The sequence below is a fragment of the Nocardiopsis sp. NPDC055824 genome, assembly GCF_053616335.1.
Genome location: NZ_JBSHDN010000015.1, coordinates 26,964 through 42,518, shown reverse-complemented (window position 1 = coordinate 42,518; position 15,555 = coordinate 26,964). Strand labels below are relative to the sequence as shown.

The window sequence follows — 15,555 nt, the reverse complement described above, 5'->3', positions numbered from 1 at the left end:
TCGTGGTGTGCGGGGGGCGTCCGGTGTCCGCACGGCCCCGCGTCGGCGCCGGGCCCGGCGGTCAGACGAGCCGCAGGCGGCGGGCGAGGTCGGAGACGAGCACGCCCCCGGGGTCGGCCCGGTCCCGCACCCTCCGCCAGGCGGGCAGCTCCGGGTACATCGCGTGCACGGTCTCGGCGCGCGCCCTGCTGTCCTTGGCCAGGTACAGGCGGCCTCCGGCCTCCAGCAGCCTCTCGTCGAGGGCGTCGAGCAGGCGGCCGAGGCCGGGCAGGTCGGCGGGCAGGTCCACGGCGAGGGTCCATCCCGGCCGGGGGAAGGACAGCGGACCCGGGGTGGGCTCCCCCATGCGCTTGAGGACCGCCAGGAAAGACGGGGCGCCCGCCCGGGAGAGCCGTTCCATGACGGCGGCGAGGGTGCCCTCCGCCCCGAACGGGACGACGAACTGGTACTGCACCAGCCCGCGCGGACCGTACATGCGGTTCCATCCCCGCACCGCGTCGAGCGGGTGGAAGAACCCGGCGAGCGGCTGCGCCTCGCCGCGCCTGCGCCGGGGCGCGGCGCGGAGGTAGGCGGCGTTGAAGGCCCCCACCGTCCACCGGTTGAGCAGCCCCGGCGGCGCCCAGGGCGGCGCCGCCAGGACCGTGCCCGGCCGGTGCCTCAGCGGCTCGCGCCGGAGCGTGGAGGGGAGGTCGCCGATCCGCGCGTGGTCGGCCCGGGTGAACACGCCCCGGCCCATCGCGCCGCCCGCGGCCAGCAGGTCGACCCAGCAGACCGAGTAGCGGCGGTCGGATGCCGGGCGCGACATCAGCTCCAGGGTGGCGTCGAGTCCGGCGGTCCGGTCGGTGTCCACCCTCATGTACGCCGTCTCGACCGGGAACACGGCCAGCGTGACCTCGGTGACCACACCGGTCAGCCCCATGCCGCCGACGGTCGCCCAGAACAGCTCGGACCCGTCGCCCTCCGGCCCCAGCGCGCGCGCACTCCCGTCGGGGGTCACCAGGGTCAGCGCGCGCACGTGGGCGCCGATCGAGGAGTCGGCGTGGTGGTTCTTGCCGTGGACGTCGGCGGCGACCGCCCCGCCCAGGGTGACCTGGCCGGTCCCCGGGGCCACGGGGACGAAGTACCCGTGCCGGAGGAGGTGGGCGACGAGCCCGCCGAGGGTGGTCCCCGCCGGGGCGGTGGCCTCGCCGCGCGCGGTGTCGAGCCGGATCGGGCCGGTCAGCGCGGTGCAGTCCAGGACCAGCCCGCCGGCGGCCTGCGCGGCGTCGCCGTAGGAGCGGCCCAGTCCGCGGGCGAGGGCTCCGCGCGCTCCGGCCCGCGAGAGCGCCTCGGCGACCTGTTCGGCGGTGCGCGGCCGCGCCACGCGCGCGGCGGTGGGGGCGGTGCGGCCCCAGCCTGTGAGGAGGGCGGGGCGCGTCCCGCCGTGGGCGGGCGCACGGTCCGGCGGCGGTGGACTCACAGGTGGATCCCCAGTCCGACGAGGGCGGCGAGCGACACGAGGGTCACCTGGAGGGGGCGGTCGCGCAGGGCGATCTCCTCGGGTTCCTCCCCGGCCCCCCGGTCCACGAGCAGGTTGTAGCGCAGGACGAACATGATGAACGGAACGATACTCACCGCGTGGAACACGGGCTGCGACGCGTCGCCCCGGTCCAGGGCCCACAGGCAGTAGGTGACGATCATCGCCGCCGACGCCATGGTGCGGGTCTGGGCCAGGTAGGTGACCGTGTACCCGCGCAGGGTCTCCCGCACCGGTGCGGCGGCCGACGCGCCCGCGTCGCGGAACGCCCGCAGCTCGGCCTCGCGCTTGCCGACCACGACGAGCAGTGCGGCCAGCGACACCACGATGACGAACCAGGAGGTCAGCGGCACGCCGACCGCGGCTCCGCCCGCGGCGGCGCGCAGCACGTGGCAGGCGGCGACCACGACCAGGTCGCACACCACCACGTCCTTGAGTCGGCGGGTGTAGGCCAGGGTGAGCAGGACGTATCCGGTGACCAGGCCCGTCAGGAGCGGATCGCCGAGGGCCAGGGAGGCCAGCGGGGCCGCTGCGCCCAGGACGGCTCCGGCCGTGACGGCGACGGGGACAGGGAGCGCGCCAGAGGCGACGGGCCGGTGGCGCTTGCGCGCGTGCGCGCGGTCGCGGTCGGCGTCGTGGACGTCGTTGAGCAGGTAGGTGCCGCTGGCGGCCGCGCAGAACAGCGCGAACACCGCGGCGCAGGTCAGCAGCGCGTCGGGGCTCCCCAGGGCCCCGGCCGCTCCGGGGGCCGCCAGGACCAGGAGGTTCTTGATCCACTGCCGGGGCCGGCAGGCACGGACCAGCGCGCGGGCCGTGCCCAGGAGGTCGCGCGGGCTCCCCTGGACATCGGGGCCTCCGGGTGTGCCGTCGCCCGCGTGCCCGGTCCGCTCCGCGCTCCGCGTCACGGGCGCCCCGGCTCCGGGACGGGCGCACCGGCGCACCCTCTCGGGCACGCCGGTGAGGGCCGGGGGCGGAGTGGGGGGCGGGGGTCAGTTGTGGTGGTCACTGCGGCGGCCTGAGACGTACAGGACGACGGCGATGCCCACGAAGCCCACGCCGACGACGAGGAAGGCGATCGGGAGGGTGGTGTGCAGCAGCGGCAGCACGGTGCGGCCCTGCTCGGAGTTGGCGACGGCGTTGCGGACCGACTCGTCGTCGAAGACGAGCTCGGCGTCCAGCAGGGTCAGGACCTCCTCGCCGTCCACGACCACGACGCGGTTCTGGTCCTCGCTGACCTTGAGGGGCGATCCGGTGGTGGGCTCGATCCAGTAGGTGCGGGTGATGGAGAAGACCTCGTCCCCGGTGACGTCCCCGTCGCCCTCCAGGCCGGCGACCGAGCGCGGGAGGGTGCGCTCGTCGATGACGGTCGGCTCGACGGTCTGGACGAACCGGTAGGCCTCGACGCCCTCGACCGCCTCGACCCCCTGGAACTCCATGGGGACGACCTCCTGGACGGTGGTCTCGTAGAAGTCGTAGTCCCGCTGCTCGGTGAAGAACGGGAACTTCCAGGCCTGCCCGCTCTGGACGACGGACTCCTCGTTGACCATGGAGTCGCAGCAGTCGACGGCCTCGCCGGTGACGCGGTCGTGTCCGGCGCGGCGGCTCGTGGAGCTGATGCCGAAGTCGGTCTCGGCGTCCTTCAGCCAGGTGAACTGGTCCCACACCACGATCTCGTCGGTGCTGGAGGCCACGTCCGCGCGGATCGTCGCGTGGGCCTCGAGGGTGGCGTCCTCGACGAGTTCCACGTCCTCGATGTTGAAGTAGGTGGCACCTTCGGCGACGTTGACTGTCTCGCTGTAGTAGTCCAGGGGAGTCTTCATCAGGGAGCTCGACATCCACGTGCGCATCATGGGTGCGGCGGCGAGAAAGAAGACTCCAAACGCGATGAGAACGACCGCAACGGTACGGCGCATGTGCCCTCCTGGGCGGATGAGAGTCCAGATCTGAAACTGCGTCTAGTGGAACTAGGTCCAGTTCCGGGTAGAGTACTGCCCAGTAGTGAACGACGTCACCAGGGCGTGTCTGAATTTTTATAACACGTTCTAGTGAAGCGCGTTTCAACGCTCCCCCGTTCTGGAAGGCCCATGGCGCCCACTCCCTCCGCGCCCGAGGACCCCACCGGCGCACCCACCGGCAGCACCTCCGACGGCACCCTCCCCGGCTCCCCCTCCACCGGCACGCGGCCCCCGCCGCGGGACCCCGATCCGGCGCTGGTCCTGCCCCAGGTCGACGGACGCCACGAGACCCTCGACGGCATCCGCGCCGCGGCCGCCCTGATGGTCCTGGTCTTCCACGTCGCCACGGAGACCGGCGACTCCCTCGCCCCGGGCGTCCTGGGCGGGCTGGTGTCCGCGTTCGACCTCGCCGTGCCCCTGTTCTTCACGCTCTCCGGCGTGCTGCTGTACCGGCCCTGGGCGCGCGCCGCCCTGGACGGGACGCGGGGCCCCCGGGCCCGCCCCTACCTGTGGCGCCGGGTCGTGCGCGTGTTCCCCGCCTACTGGGTCGTGGCGGTGGCCGCGCTGCTCCTCTACTCCCGGGAGGAGCTCGGCTCGCCCTCCTACTGGCTCCAGGTCCTGACCCTGGCCTTCCCCTTCGACACCGACCCGCCGTGGGTGGGGACCGGCCCCTACGGCCTCGGCCAGATGTGGAGTCTGTCGGTCGAGGTGTCCTTCTACCTGCTGCTGCCGGTGTTCGCCCTGCTCCTGACCCTGTGGGCGAGGGGCGGGAGGACCGTGGACGCCCGCGGCCGACGGCTCCTCGCCGGGCTCGCCGCCATGGGGGTGCTCGCCCTGGCCGCGCTGGTGCCGCAGTTCCATCCCGAGCCCCGCGAGTACATGCACGCCTGGCTCCCGCGCGCGCTCGGCCTGTTCGCCGCGGGGATGGCGCTGGCCGTGCTGTCGGAGTGGGCGTGGCGCGAGCCCGGCGCCGACGGCCCGGTGCGCCGCTTCTGCCGCACCGTGGCCGCGTCGCCCGGGGTGTGCTGGCTGGTGGCGGGCGGCTTCCTCGCCCTGACCGCCACCGAGGCCACCGGCGGGCGGTTCATCGGCTCGGGCGACATCTGGACCTCCGCCGCGGCGTCCCTGGCCGGCACGGGCTTCGCGTTCTTCGTCGTGGCCCCGGCCGCCCTGGCCCCCCGCCCCACCTCCCCGCCCGCGTCCCTCCGCAGTGCCGCGGCCTGGCGGGACGGCCGCTGGCTGGACTCGCTGCTGCGGCACCGGGTGTGCCAGTTCCTCGCCCGGATCTCCTACGGCGTGTTCCTGTGGCAGTTCGTCGTCCTGTACCTGTGGCGCGACTTCACCGGGCAGGAGATCTTCACCGGGTCGTTCTGGCTGGACATGGTGCCGGTCACGGCGGGGACGGTCCTCCTGGCGGCGGCGACCTTCCGCTGGGTGGAGGAGCCGAGCCGGCGCTGGTCCCGGAAGGACGCGGAGAAGAGCGGCTAGTCCGCCTCCGCGCCGCCGCCCGTGCGGTCGTCCTCCTCGGGCGCCCAGGGGTTGCCCTCGACCGCGGGGGCCATGCCGCCCACGGACACCCAGCTCAGGCACAGCCCGCCGCGGTCGTCGGGGTCCTCCGGCACGAACACCGACAGCTGCTCGCCGGGCGCCCCCGCCGGGACGTACCGTGTCCCGTTCTCCTCCGCGGCGGGCAGCTCCACCTCGATCCAGTCGTCGCCCAGGGCGACCACCACCGGCACGTCCTCCTCCGCCGTGTAGCCGAGGGTGACGACCTGGGCGAGGCCGCCGTGGACCCGCACCGGCCACGACATGAGCCCCTCCCAGGGCTCCAGGCAGCGGTCCCCTCCCCCGGGTCCGAAGACGTAGCTGCTGTCGGACGGCCGCGCCGGGACCAGGTAGCCCGCGTCGTTGAACACGTACGCCGCGCCGGACTCCTCCGGCTCCACCATCCGCTCCGCGACGTCGGGCTCGGCCAGCGGCGGCAGCACCCAGGAGCTCAGGCGGCGCTGGCCGTTCCACTCCAGCACGACGTCCTCCGGGACGGGGCGCGCGTACAGGCCGCCCTCCTCCGGGACCTCCCGCAGGGAGGCCCGGACCGTGTCCAGGTACCACTGGAGGCGGTCGCCGCCGAGCGTTCCCGCGTAGGCGTGCGTGGACCACACCGCCGACGCCGTGTACGCCAGCGTCGCCAGCACGGCGGCGGTCCGGGCGGCCCGCCGGGGACGCACGCGGTAGGCGTCGGCCGCGGAGCCGGCGCGCTCCCCCGCGCCGCCCGTCAGCGCCCGCGCCCGCTCCTCACGCGTCGGCAGGAAGGCCAGCGCCAGGCAGAGCGCGAACACCGGGGCCGCGTCGGCCACGTAGCGGGGGTCGGCGGCGGCCACCTCCTGGAACCTGCCGCGCGCGATGACGGTCGGGACGATGTCGACGACGACCAGGTAGCCGAGCAGGAGCGCCCAGGCACGCCACGCCCGGCGCCGCAGCCACAGGCTCGACAGCACGATCACCGCGAACACCGCCCAGGCCCCCAGCACCACGGGCCCCGACGGGTCGACGAGCCCACCCGTGGGGGTGACCGGCCCCCACTCCGGCGGGCCGCCCAGGGCGCCGACCGGGAAGACCTCGGTGAGGAGCCCGCGCAGCATGGCCAGGGCGGGTTCGCTCTCGGGGACGCCCGCGCCCTCGCCGCCCTCGCCCGCGCGCATCCGCGCCAGGTAGAACACCGCGTACGCGGCGAAGAGGGCGCCCATCGCCGTCCACAGGGGGCGGTGCACCACCCAGGCCCTGCGGACCGCGACGAGCGGGTCGCCCGGGTACAGGAAGGCCGCGGCCACCGCGAACAGCACGGGGGGCAGGAACATCGCCTTGACCGTGAAGAGCATGCCGAACACGACCGCGCCCGACGCCCACCAGGCGAACCGGGCGTCGCCGGTGCGCAGGTGGCGCACGGTCCACAGCGCGGCGAGCACCAGCGCGAGCTGGAAGGGCACGGCGTTGAGCGCAGCCGACCACCACCCGAGGACGGGGACGGTCAACGGGGCCAGCGCGTACACGGTCAGGGGGACGAGGAGGGCCGGGCGGCGGCCGAACAGCTCCCACAGCAGGCGGAAGAACCCCAGCAGCGCGGCGGCCTGGAACGCGAGCATGCTGCCAGCGCTGACCCACCACTCGTACGGCCAGAACGTGGTCTGGAGGTACACGAGGAACAGGGCTCCCGGCATCAGGTGCCCCTTGTGGAGGGTGAGGAGGTAGTCCGGGCCCAGGTCGCTCGCGTACGCGGAGGCGAAGAAGAGGTAGTCGTCCTCCACGAAGTAGGACTGCGTGAGCACGTACAGCTTGAGGCCGACCGCCGCCGCGACGACCAGCAGCCCCGCCAGGACCAGCCGGTCGCGCGCGAGGAGGCCCAGGACGGCGAGGGCGTCGCGGACCGGTCCGCCCCGGCCGGGTCCCTCCCCGCCGGGGCCCCCGGCCGGGCGGCGTACCCCGGCCGTCCCGCCGGGCGCCTGTGCCTCCGCGCCGTCGTGTCCACTCGCCGTGGGGGGAACAGGCGGCATCGGTTCTCTCCCGCCGTAGGTTGGCCAACCCGGAAAATGGGTGCCAGAATACAACACGTTCCACTTTCTTCCTTGACCTCGGGCGCAGGTCTCCAAGGCCTGGCAGCCCAGAACAGGAACATGATGCAGAACCATGTTCCGGCGGGGTCGTGAGCACCGTGGAGGTGATGCCGGTGGGGCTCGAACAGGTCCGCCGTGACTGGACCCGGCTGGGTTCCGCCGAACCGCTGTGGGCGGTGTGCGTGGACCCGGACAAGCGCGACGGCGGGTGGGACGACGACGAGTTCCTCGCCTCGGGCCGGGCCGACGTCGACCCGGCGGTCGCCCGCATGGACGAGCTGGGCATCCGCCCCGGGGGCGGCCGGGTCCTGGACTTCGGCTGCGGCGCCGGACGGCTGTCCAACGCGCTGGCCGCGCACTTCGACGAGGTCGTGGGGGTGGACATCTCCGCGCCGATGCTGGAGGAGGCCCGCCGCCTGGACCGTTCGGGGGGACGGATCGCGTTCACGCTGAACGAGCGGGCCGACCTGTCCCTGTTCGGCGACGACTCGTTCGACCTGGTGTACACCGACCTCGTCCTCCAGCACCTGCCGACCGCGCTGGCCGAGGGGTACGTGCGCGAGTTCGCCCGCGTGCTGCGCCCCGGCGGCGTGATGGTGCTCGGCGTGCCCGAGACGGAGCGCCGCACCTTCAAGGGGATGGTGTTCCGGTACGTGCCGTGGCCCCTGGTCGCGCTGGCGCAGAGGGTGGTACTGCGCTACCCGGCGCCGATGCGTATGCACACCCTGCGCACCGGGCGGATCGCCGAGCTGGTGCCCGGCGGCCGGATCGCGGCCTCGGACGAGTACTGGGGAGGCGACCACTGGCGGCACCTGCGCCACTTCGTGGTGCTGGACGGGGCCGCACCGGCCGGAGGGGGGACCGCGTGACCCCCGCCGCAGCCCGCGACGACGGGACCACGCCCTTCCGCGCCACCCTGGGGCGCTCGGTCGCCCTGTTCTCCGCGTTCCGCAGGGAGCAGTCCGATCCGGCGTTCTTCTACGGCACGCTGGCCCGCGACACCGTCGCCCAGCTGCGCTCCTACACGCCCCTGGACGGCCGCCTCGTCGTGGACGTGGGGGGCGGCCCCGGCTACTTCGCCGACGAGCTCCGCTCCGCCGGGGCACGCTGCCTCTGCGTGGACTCCGACGCCCGCGAGATGACCCTGCACGGCCGCGAGGCCGACGCGTACGGCGTCCGGGGCAGCGCCCTGGACCTGCCGCTGCGCACGGGCTCGGTGGATGTGTGCTTCTCCTCCAACGTCCTGGAGCACGTGCCCGACCGCGTGCGGATGGCCGACGAGATGGTGCGGGTGACCAGGCCCGGCGGGCTGGTCTACCTGTCGTACACGCTGTGGCTGTCCCCCTGGGGCGGGCACGAGACCTCCCCGTGGCACTACCTGGGGGGTCCGTACGCCGCGGAGCGGTTCGCCCGGCGCAACGGGCGCCGGCCCAAGAACGACTTCGGCCGCAGCATGTACGCCGCGTACGCCGGGGAGATGCTGCGCTGGGCGCGCGGGCGCCCCGACGTGGACGCTGTGGACGTCCGGCCCCGCTACCTGCCGACGTGGACGAAGCCGGTCGTGCACGTGCCCTTCCTGCGCGAGGTCGTCACCTGGAACCTGCTGCTGGTGCTGCGCAAGCGGTGACGCGGGCCTTCCGCCCCCTCAGCGCCCGCCGAAGCCGAACGGCAGGGTGCGGGGGACGTGCTGGACGCTGACCCAGTGGTCGGTCGTGAACGCCTCGACCGCCCACTCGCCGCCGAACCTCCCGTGGCCGGAGTGCTCCTCCCCGCCGAACGCCGTGTTGGCCTCGTCGTTGAGCGTGGAGTCGTTGACGTGCGTCATCCCCGCCCGCAGCCGTCGGGCGAATCGCACCCCCTTCTCGGCGTCACGGGTGTGGACGGCGCTGGAGAGCCCGTACTCGGTGTCGTTGGCGATGCGGAGCGCGTCCTCCTCCTCCGTCGCCCGGATGACCGTGGCCACCGGTCCGAACACCTCCTCGGCGGCGCACGGGGCGTGGTTGCCCGCGAGCAGCAGGTAGGGCGGCAGGACCCTTCCCGCCGGTCCGCCCGGCTCGCCGGACAGCAGCAGCTGCGCGCCGACCTCGACCGACCGGTCGACCAGGTCGCGGATGCCCTCGGCCTGGTCGTCGTCGATGACGGGGCCGATCTGGGTCGCGGGGTCGCCCGGGTCCCCGACCCGCAGTGCGCGTACGCGCGCGACGATCCGGTCGACCAGCTCGTCGTGGACTCCGGTGGTGGCGATGATCCGGTTCGTGGCCATGCAGATCTGGCCCTGGTGGTAGTAGGAGCCGAACACGGCGGCGTCGGCCGCCAGGTCCAGGTCCGCGTCGTCCAGCACGACGAGGGGGCTGTTGCCGCCGAGTTCGAGCGTGCGCCTCTTGAGCGGGATCAGCCGGGAGATGTGGCGGCCCACGTCGGTCGAGCCGGTGAAGGAGACCATCCGCGAGGACTCGTGCGTGGCGAGCGCGTCGCCGATCTGCCCGCCCTTGCCGAGGACCACGTTGAGGACGCCGGGGGGAAGCCCCGCCTCCTCGTAGACACGGGCGAGGAGGAGGCCCCCGGTGACGGGCGTGTTCTCGGCCGGCTTGAGGACGACGGTGTTGCCGAGGGCGACGGCCGGCGCGACGGAGCGGTGGGAGAGCTGGAACGGGAAGTTCCAGGGGCTGATCACGGTGACGACGCCCAGGGGCTCGCGGTAGACGCGGTTCTCCTTCCCCGGGGTGATCCCGGGCAGGATGCGGCCCTCGACCCGGGTGGGGTAGGAGGCGGCCTCGGCCATGCCGCTGCGGACCAGGTCGATCTCGAACTCGGCGCGGTCGCGGACGGCCCCGGCCTCGCGGACGAGCCACTCGGCCACCTCGGCACGGCGCGCGTCGAGGATGCGGAGCGCACGGCGGAACACCTCGGCCCGCTCGTAGGCGGGCGTCGCGGCCCAGACCGGCCAGGCCCGCTCCGCCGCCCGGTAGGCGAGGTCGACGTCACCGGCGTCGGCCAGGCGGACCTCCGCGAGGACCGTGTCGTCGTAGGGGTCCACGTCGTGGTGGACCTCGCCGGAGGAACCGTGGCGCCACTCGCCGCCGATGGTCATCCGGTCCAGTCCCGTGTAGGGGGTGGGTGTCTGGTCGGCGTGCATCGGGCTCCCCCTGGTGTCGGCGTCACTCTCCGCCACCGTGCCCCGGAAACGCCCCTCGGGCAAAGGGGCGTGCCGCTCCTTGGCGAAGTGTTCAGGGAGCCGGTGGCGTTCGGGGCCCGTACGGCCGCGCCGCTCCCCGGGCGGCGCGGGCCGGCGGTCAGGCGTCGGGGACGAGCAGCAGCTCGCCGACGACCCGGCCGTCGGCCTCGGTGACCGTGGCCGTCCACCCGCCCAGGTCGACGCTCTCCCCCGGGCCCTCCGGGATGTGGCCGAGCACGACCAGGACCATCCCGGCGACGGTGACGTAGCTGCCCTCCGGGGGCGAGGTGAGGACGACGCCGAGGTCGTCCAGCTCGTGGACGGGGTAGGCGCCGGGCACGCGGAGGGCTCCGCCGTCGACCCTGGTGGGAACGCGCGCGTCCGCGTCGGTCTCGTCGTAGATCTCGCCGACGACCTCCTCGAGCAGGTCCTCCAGGCTGACGATGCCGTCGACCGCCCCGTTCTCACCGATCACCACCGCCATCTGCTGCCGTTCGCCGGTCATCCGGTGGAGCGCCTGCGACACGGACAGGGAGACCGGCAGCAGCAGCGGCTCGCGGGCGAGGGCGCCCGCGTCCCCCTCGCCCCGCAGCAGGTCCGACCAGTGCACGATCCCGACGACGTCGTCCACGTCCCCCTCGGTGACCACGGGCGCCCGCGAGTGCCCGCGCTCGGCGAGGAACAGGGCGGCCTCGTCGGCGGGCAGGGACGCGGGGACGGTGTCCACGTCGCGCCGGGGCACCAGGACCTGGCGCAGCGTGCGGCCGGTGATCTCGAACGCGCCGGAGAGGATCGTCCGCTGTTCGGGGGTCATGTCGCCCTGGGCCGAGATCATCTCCCGCAGCTCCTCCTCGGAGACCTCCTCCTTGCCGGTCCCGGGGTCCGCCCCGCCCAGGCGCACCACCAGGTCGGTGGAGACGCCGAGCAGCCACACTGCGGGCCGCGAGAGGACGGCGAGGGCGTTGATCGGCCTGGCGACGAGGAGCGCCCAGGGCTCGGCGCGCTGCATCGCGATGCGCTTGGGCGCGAGCTCGCCCAGGACCAGGGTGACGAAGGTCAGCACGACGGTCACCAGGACGACGGAGACCGGGGAGGCGTAGGAACCGAGGAAGCCGAGGGGTTCGACCAGCGGGCGGGCCAGTGACACCGCGGCCGTGGCCGAGGCGAGGAACCCGGCCAGGGTGATGCCGATCTGGATGGTGGCCAGGAACCGGTTGGGGTCGCGGGCCAGCCTCGCGACCGCCCGGCCCCCGGGACCGCTCGCCTCCAGCCTCCTGAGCTGCCCCTCCCGCAGCGTGATCAGCGCGATCTCGCTGCCGGCGAAGACGGCGTTCACGACGACCAGGACCAGCACGAGGCCGATCTGGGCCTCGTAGCCCTCCATGTGGGTCTCCCCCGCGGTTCTGTCGGAAGCGGTGCCGCGGCCGGACCGGGCCGAGGTGATGGCATCGTTCCCGGAATCCCCGCCACCACACCTGTCGCACCAGCTGCACCGGTCCCCTCCGACCGCACGCGCCCCACGTGTCCACAAACGGCCAGAACCTCGCGCCGGTTCGCCGCCTCCGGCCGAATCCCCAGTTCAGGGCCGCACGGACCGCCATGCGACCCGCATGTCCTGATCTGACACCGTTCCGGCACTGTCTGTAGGCTTCTCCTGCCCCCTTCCCCACTCCCTGGGAGTCCCCGTGTCCAGCGGTACCGGAGTCAACCCCGTCGAGGCCATGTCCGAGGCCGAGGAGGCCGAAGCGCTGGCCGAGGCCATGGTCTTCCTCGGAACCGATTTCGAGGCCGCCGTCGAAGGGCTGGCCGCGGCGGTCTCCGAACACGTCTCGTCCGGTCTGGCCGACTACGAACTGGACGCCATGGAGCACATCCGGCGGGTCGCGCAGAACGGCATCAACCTGGCCCAGAACGTCCAGGGCGCCGACCTGGCGATCACCGACTCGGACCATGAGAGCGCCGAGGAGTACCAGGAGGGCCTGGAGGCCCTCGACATCCAGATCAACTTCTGACCCCGCGCCCGCCACCCACCCCCCGGAGACACCTGTGAGCGACGTCGCCTCCATGTCCCTCGGCCTGCCCGCCGACATCGACGCCGACGTCGGCGCCATCGAGTCGGGCGCCGACGACCTCGACGCCGTGTGCCGGAAGATGACCGGCCAGTCCGAGGGCGCCCACAGCCAGTTCCAGTCGTCCGCCGGTGAGTTCACCGACCTCATCGCCTGGAACATCGTCTCCGGCTCGTCGGAGGAGCTGGCCGCCTGGCAGGAGGCCGCCGCCGCCCTCACCTACGGGGCGGCCGTCCTGCGCCAGTGGGGCCTGGACATCGAGGCCTACCGGGTCGAGCGGGCCAAGCTGGAGACCCGGTGGGAGGAGGAGAAGTCCGCGATCAGGGATGCGGGCAACGACTCCATTCTCGGCAGCGCGGGCCAGGAGGCGACCGGAAGGCCCGCCGCGCGCATGGAGGAGCTGCGCGAGGAGCTGCTCACCGAGCACGCCGGGCACTGGGAAACCCTGATGGACCGGGCCGAACAGGCGGAGAAGGACCTGCGCGACGGACCCGGCCAGGAGACCCTGGAGCGCCTGGTCGAGTCCGCCCTCCTGTCCGGCAGTCAGCTGCTGTACCTGGGCGACGCCGTTCCCGGCATGGTCCCGGACGAGCTGACCGGCGACGAGCACCCGTCCATCGTCAACCTGTGGTGGACCTCCATGACGGAGGAGGAGCAGGCGCAGGCCGTGCGGGACCACCCCGACCTGCTCCGCGAACTCGACGGCATCCCCTCAACCGTGCGCGACGAGCTCAACCGGGAACACCTGGACGACGAGATCGAGCGGTTGGAGGAGGAGATCGCGAACGCGCAGGAGGAACGCGACGAGGCCTTCGACTCCCTGACGGACTCCGACGGCGGCATGGGCGCCTACAACGCCCAGACCGACCTGACGGACCTCGAAGGAGAGCTCTCCACTCTGACCACCCTGCGCGACAGCCTCAACGACGAGAGCGCGGACAGGTACCTGCTCGCCCTCGACGCCGAGGGCGGGGGACGCGCGATCGTGGCGAACGGCAACCCCGACACCGCCGACAACGTGGCCACCCTCGTCCCGGGCACGACGACCACCTGGCAGAGCGTCGACTCCCAGATGGACCGGGCCGACGCCCTCGTGCAGTCGGCCACCATCGCGGACGAGGAGAGCAACCACTCCGTCATCAGCTGGATCGGATACGACGCCCCCAACGCCGTCGAAGCCGCCGGCGCGGGCCGGGCCGAGGACGCGGTCGACGAGCTGAGCAGTTTCCAGGACGGTTTGCGGGCGACCCACGTGAATCCGTCCCCGTCGAACAACACAGTGATCGGCCACAGCTACGGTTCCACCGTGGTGGGTCACACCGCACAGGGCGACGAAGGACTCAACGCGGACAACATCGTGCTGGTGGGCAGCCCCGGCGCCAATGCCGACCACGTGAGCGACCTGGGACTCCCCCCTGAGAACGTCCACGTCTCCACAGCCGAGAACGACAACATCACGCACCTCACCGGCTTCACCCACGGAATGGACCCGACGGATCCGGGCTTCGGAGCGACGGAGTTCAGATCGAACCCGGGCACCGACGGGGGCCAGTGGCCGCTCAACGACGCACACTCGGAATATTTCGATCCCGACACCAGGTCCCTGCGGTACATGGGTGAGGTCATCGCCGGACAGAAGTAGGGGAACAGTGGATATCAACGCTCTCGGACGCGCATGCAGCGGCATCGCCGTCGTGGTGGCTCTGACCGCCTGCGGTTCCGGTGTGGACTCGGATACCTCGGAGGAGGAAGCAGCAATGACCCACGACGAGGCCTACACCAGGGTGGAGGAGCACATCGCCGCGGCTGTGGCGGTGTTCCCCGAAGCCCCGGAGCTCGAAGCCCTGGGAGGCGACATCGCCAACCCCTGTGATGACACGGTCGACGGAGGTGAGAGCGGACGCGCGTCGGTCGGCCGCACCTACTGGCTGCGCGGCCTTCCCGCTGAGGACAACGAGGCCAGCGTCGAACTCCTGCACGAGTACTGGACGGCCAACGGCTACCAGGTGACAGACGACGGACGCCCCGAAGACCTGGCGGTCTTCGTCGAGAACGAGGAGGACTCCTTCCGGATGTCCGTCCAGTCGAGCGCCCAGGGCAGCCTGTCCATCGGGGCCTCCTCGCCCTGCGTGTGGCCGGAGGGCGCCCCCGGGTCCTGAGGGGTCAGCCGAGCCGCTCCAACCGCTCCAGTGCCCTGCGCGGCGACCGGGCGTGGCGCCCCATGCCCGCGAACGGGCACGCCTCGCGCTCCAGGTCCGTGCCGAACGCCCGCGACGACTCCAGGCCGTCCAGCTCCTCCCAGGTCACCGGGGCCGCCACCGGGGCGCCGGGCCTGGCCCGCACCGAGTACGGGGCGACCGCGAGCTGCTCGCGGCCGTTGCGCAGGAAGTCCACGAACAGCCTCCCCTTCCGGGCCTCCTTTCGCACCTCGGTGGTCAGCTCGTCCGGTCTCCGCGCCGCCACGCGGTCGGCGACGCCCTCCGCCAGCCGCCGCACCTCCTGGTCGTCGGCCTCGGGCCGCAGCGGCGACCGCACGTGCAGACCGCGCGAACCGGTCGTCATCACGTACGCGGCCAGCCCCACCTCGTCCAGCGCCTCGCGCACGTCCCTGGCGGCGGCCCTGCACTCCGCGAAGGCCTCCTCCCCGTCCCCCGCCGGGTCGAGGTCGAGCACCATCCGGTCGGGGAGGCCGAGGTCCGGTTCCCGCGACTGCCAGGCGTGCAGGGTGATCGCCGCCTGGTCGGCGCACCACACCAGGGTCGCCGCGTCCCGGCACTCCATCATCGTGCCGCCGCTGGTCTCCACGGTCCGCACCCACTCCGGTGTGGAGGGGTGCTTCACGAAGAACCCGCCGGCACCGACCCCGTCGGGGTACCGGTCCAGGGCGATCGGGCGGCCCTTCAGCTGCGGCAGCATCAGCGGTGCGATCCGCTCGTGGTACCGGGCCAGGTCCTCCTTGGTCGGCCCGCCCTCGCCGAACAGCGGTTTGTCCGGCTTGCGCACCTCCACGACGCGTCGGCCCGCGCGCACCCGGACCGCGCCCCCGTGTTCCGCCATCGCCCCTCCCAGGTCCCGCCGCCCCGGGGCGCCCGCCCCGGTCGGCTCCGTGGGCCCCGCCTACCCGGGCCTCCCCGGCGGAAAACCCGGCGGCCCGCAGCGGCTCCGGACGGAGTACCGGCCTGGCCGTAACAGGGTTTCCGGTGGTTCTGCGGACACAGCGAGAACGCCC

13 protein-coding genes are annotated in these 15,555 nt (G+C 73.3%); 6 read left to right on the top strand and 7 right to left on the bottom strand.

Annotation, left to right across the window (positions count from 1 at the left end; all coding sequences use genetic code 11):
* Positions 1–61 precede the first annotated feature (61 nt).
* The 3 genes from ACWGL3_RS06155 to ACWGL3_RS06145 form a co-directional block, all read right to left on the bottom strand.
* On the bottom strand, positions 62–1,459 hold the full coding sequence (locus ACWGL3_RS06155; protein ID WP_267946411.1) for an FAD-binding oxidoreductase: 1,398 nt from the start codon (positions 1,457–1,459) through the stop codon (positions 62–64).
* Positions 1,456–2,337, bottom strand: coding sequence for a decaprenyl-phosphate phosphoribosyltransferase (locus tag ACWGL3_RS06150; protein ID WP_267950503.1), 882 nt, complete (start codon positions 2,335–2,337; stop codon positions 1,456–1,458). Before ACWGL3_RS06150 ends, ACWGL3_RS06155 begins: the two co-directional genes overlap by 4 nt.
* Before the next feature lie 168 nt (positions 2,338–2,505).
* Positions 2,506–3,429 carry a DUF3068 domain-containing protein gene (locus ACWGL3_RS06145; protein ID WP_267946412.1) on the bottom strand — a complete coding sequence of 308 codons (924 nt, stop codon included), beginning with the start codon at positions 3,427–3,429 and terminating at the stop codon, positions 2,506–2,508.
* 171 nt (positions 3,430–3,600) lie between these two features.
* Here ACWGL3_RS06145 and ACWGL3_RS06140 point away from each other — a divergent pair, with 171 nt between their 5' ends.
* The gene (locus tag ACWGL3_RS06140; RefSeq protein WP_452460959.1) at positions 3,601–4,959 is read left to right on the top strand and encodes an acyltransferase family protein; all 1,359 of its coding nucleotides are present in this window, start codon (positions 3,601–3,603) and stop codon (positions 4,957–4,959) included.
* Here ACWGL3_RS06140 and ACWGL3_RS06135 read toward each other — a convergent pair.
* Positions 4,956–7,022, bottom strand: a complete 2,067-nt coding sequence (locus tag ACWGL3_RS06135; protein ID WP_267946414.1) for a hypothetical protein — start codon at positions 7,020–7,022, stop codon at positions 4,956–4,958. The genes ACWGL3_RS06140 and ACWGL3_RS06135 overlap by 4 nt on opposite strands.
* 149 nt (positions 7,023–7,171) lie before the next feature.
* On the opposite strand from ACWGL3_RS06135, the gene ACWGL3_RS06130 reads away from it, so the two are divergent.
* Entirely contained in the window at positions 7,172–7,951 is a 780-nt protein-coding gene (locus tag ACWGL3_RS06130) for a class I SAM-dependent methyltransferase (protein WP_346660218.1), read from the top strand.
* On the top strand, positions 7,948–8,709 hold the full coding sequence (locus tag ACWGL3_RS06125) for a class I SAM-dependent methyltransferase (RefSeq protein ID WP_267946415.1): 762 nt from the start codon (positions 7,948–7,950) through the stop codon (positions 8,707–8,709). Before ACWGL3_RS06130 ends, ACWGL3_RS06125 begins: the two co-directional genes overlap by 4 nt.
* An 18-nt stretch (positions 8,710–8,727) precedes the next feature.
* Here the strand turns inward: ACWGL3_RS06125 and ACWGL3_RS06120 are convergent, their stop codons facing one another.
* Positions 8,728–10,218 (bottom strand): aldehyde dehydrogenase family protein, encoded by a 1,491-nt coding sequence (locus ACWGL3_RS06120; RefSeq protein ID WP_452460958.1) that lies wholly within the window; start codon positions 10,216–10,218, stop codon positions 8,728–8,730.
* 157 nt (positions 10,219–10,375) lie between these two features.
* Positions 10,376–11,641 (bottom strand): hemolysin family protein, encoded by a 1,266-nt coding sequence (locus tag ACWGL3_RS06115; RefSeq protein ID WP_452460957.1) that lies wholly within the window; start codon positions 11,639–11,641, stop codon positions 10,376–10,378.
* A 301-nt stretch (positions 11,642–11,942) separates the two neighbouring features.
* On the opposite strand from ACWGL3_RS06115, the gene ACWGL3_RS06110 reads away from it, so the two are divergent.
* From ACWGL3_RS06110 to ACWGL3_RS06100, 3 genes are all read left to right on the top strand, one after another.
* A complete protein-coding gene (locus ACWGL3_RS06110; RefSeq protein ID WP_267946418.1) occupies positions 11,943–12,269 on the top strand; it encodes a hypothetical protein in 327 nt (108 codons plus the stop codon).
* Positions 12,270–12,303: 34 nt separating this feature from the next.
* Positions 12,304–13,968 carry an alpha/beta hydrolase gene (locus ACWGL3_RS06105; protein WP_452460956.1) on the top strand — a complete coding sequence of 555 codons (1,665 nt, stop codon included), beginning with the start codon at positions 12,304–12,306 and terminating at the stop codon, positions 13,966–13,968.
* A 115-nt stretch (positions 13,969–14,083) separates the two neighbouring features.
* On the top strand, positions 14,084–14,485 hold the full coding sequence (locus ACWGL3_RS06100; protein WP_378552976.1) for a hypothetical protein: 402 nt from the start codon (positions 14,084–14,086) through the stop codon (positions 14,483–14,485).
* Positions 14,486–14,489: 4 nt separating this feature from the next.
* Here the strand turns inward: ACWGL3_RS06100 and ligD are convergent, their stop codons facing one another.
* On the bottom strand, positions 14,490–15,383 hold the full coding sequence (ligD, locus tag ACWGL3_RS06095) for a non-homologous end-joining DNA ligase (RefSeq protein WP_267946421.1): 894 nt from the start codon (positions 15,381–15,383) through the stop codon (positions 14,490–14,492).
* Positions 15,384–15,555: the final 172 nt, after the last annotated feature.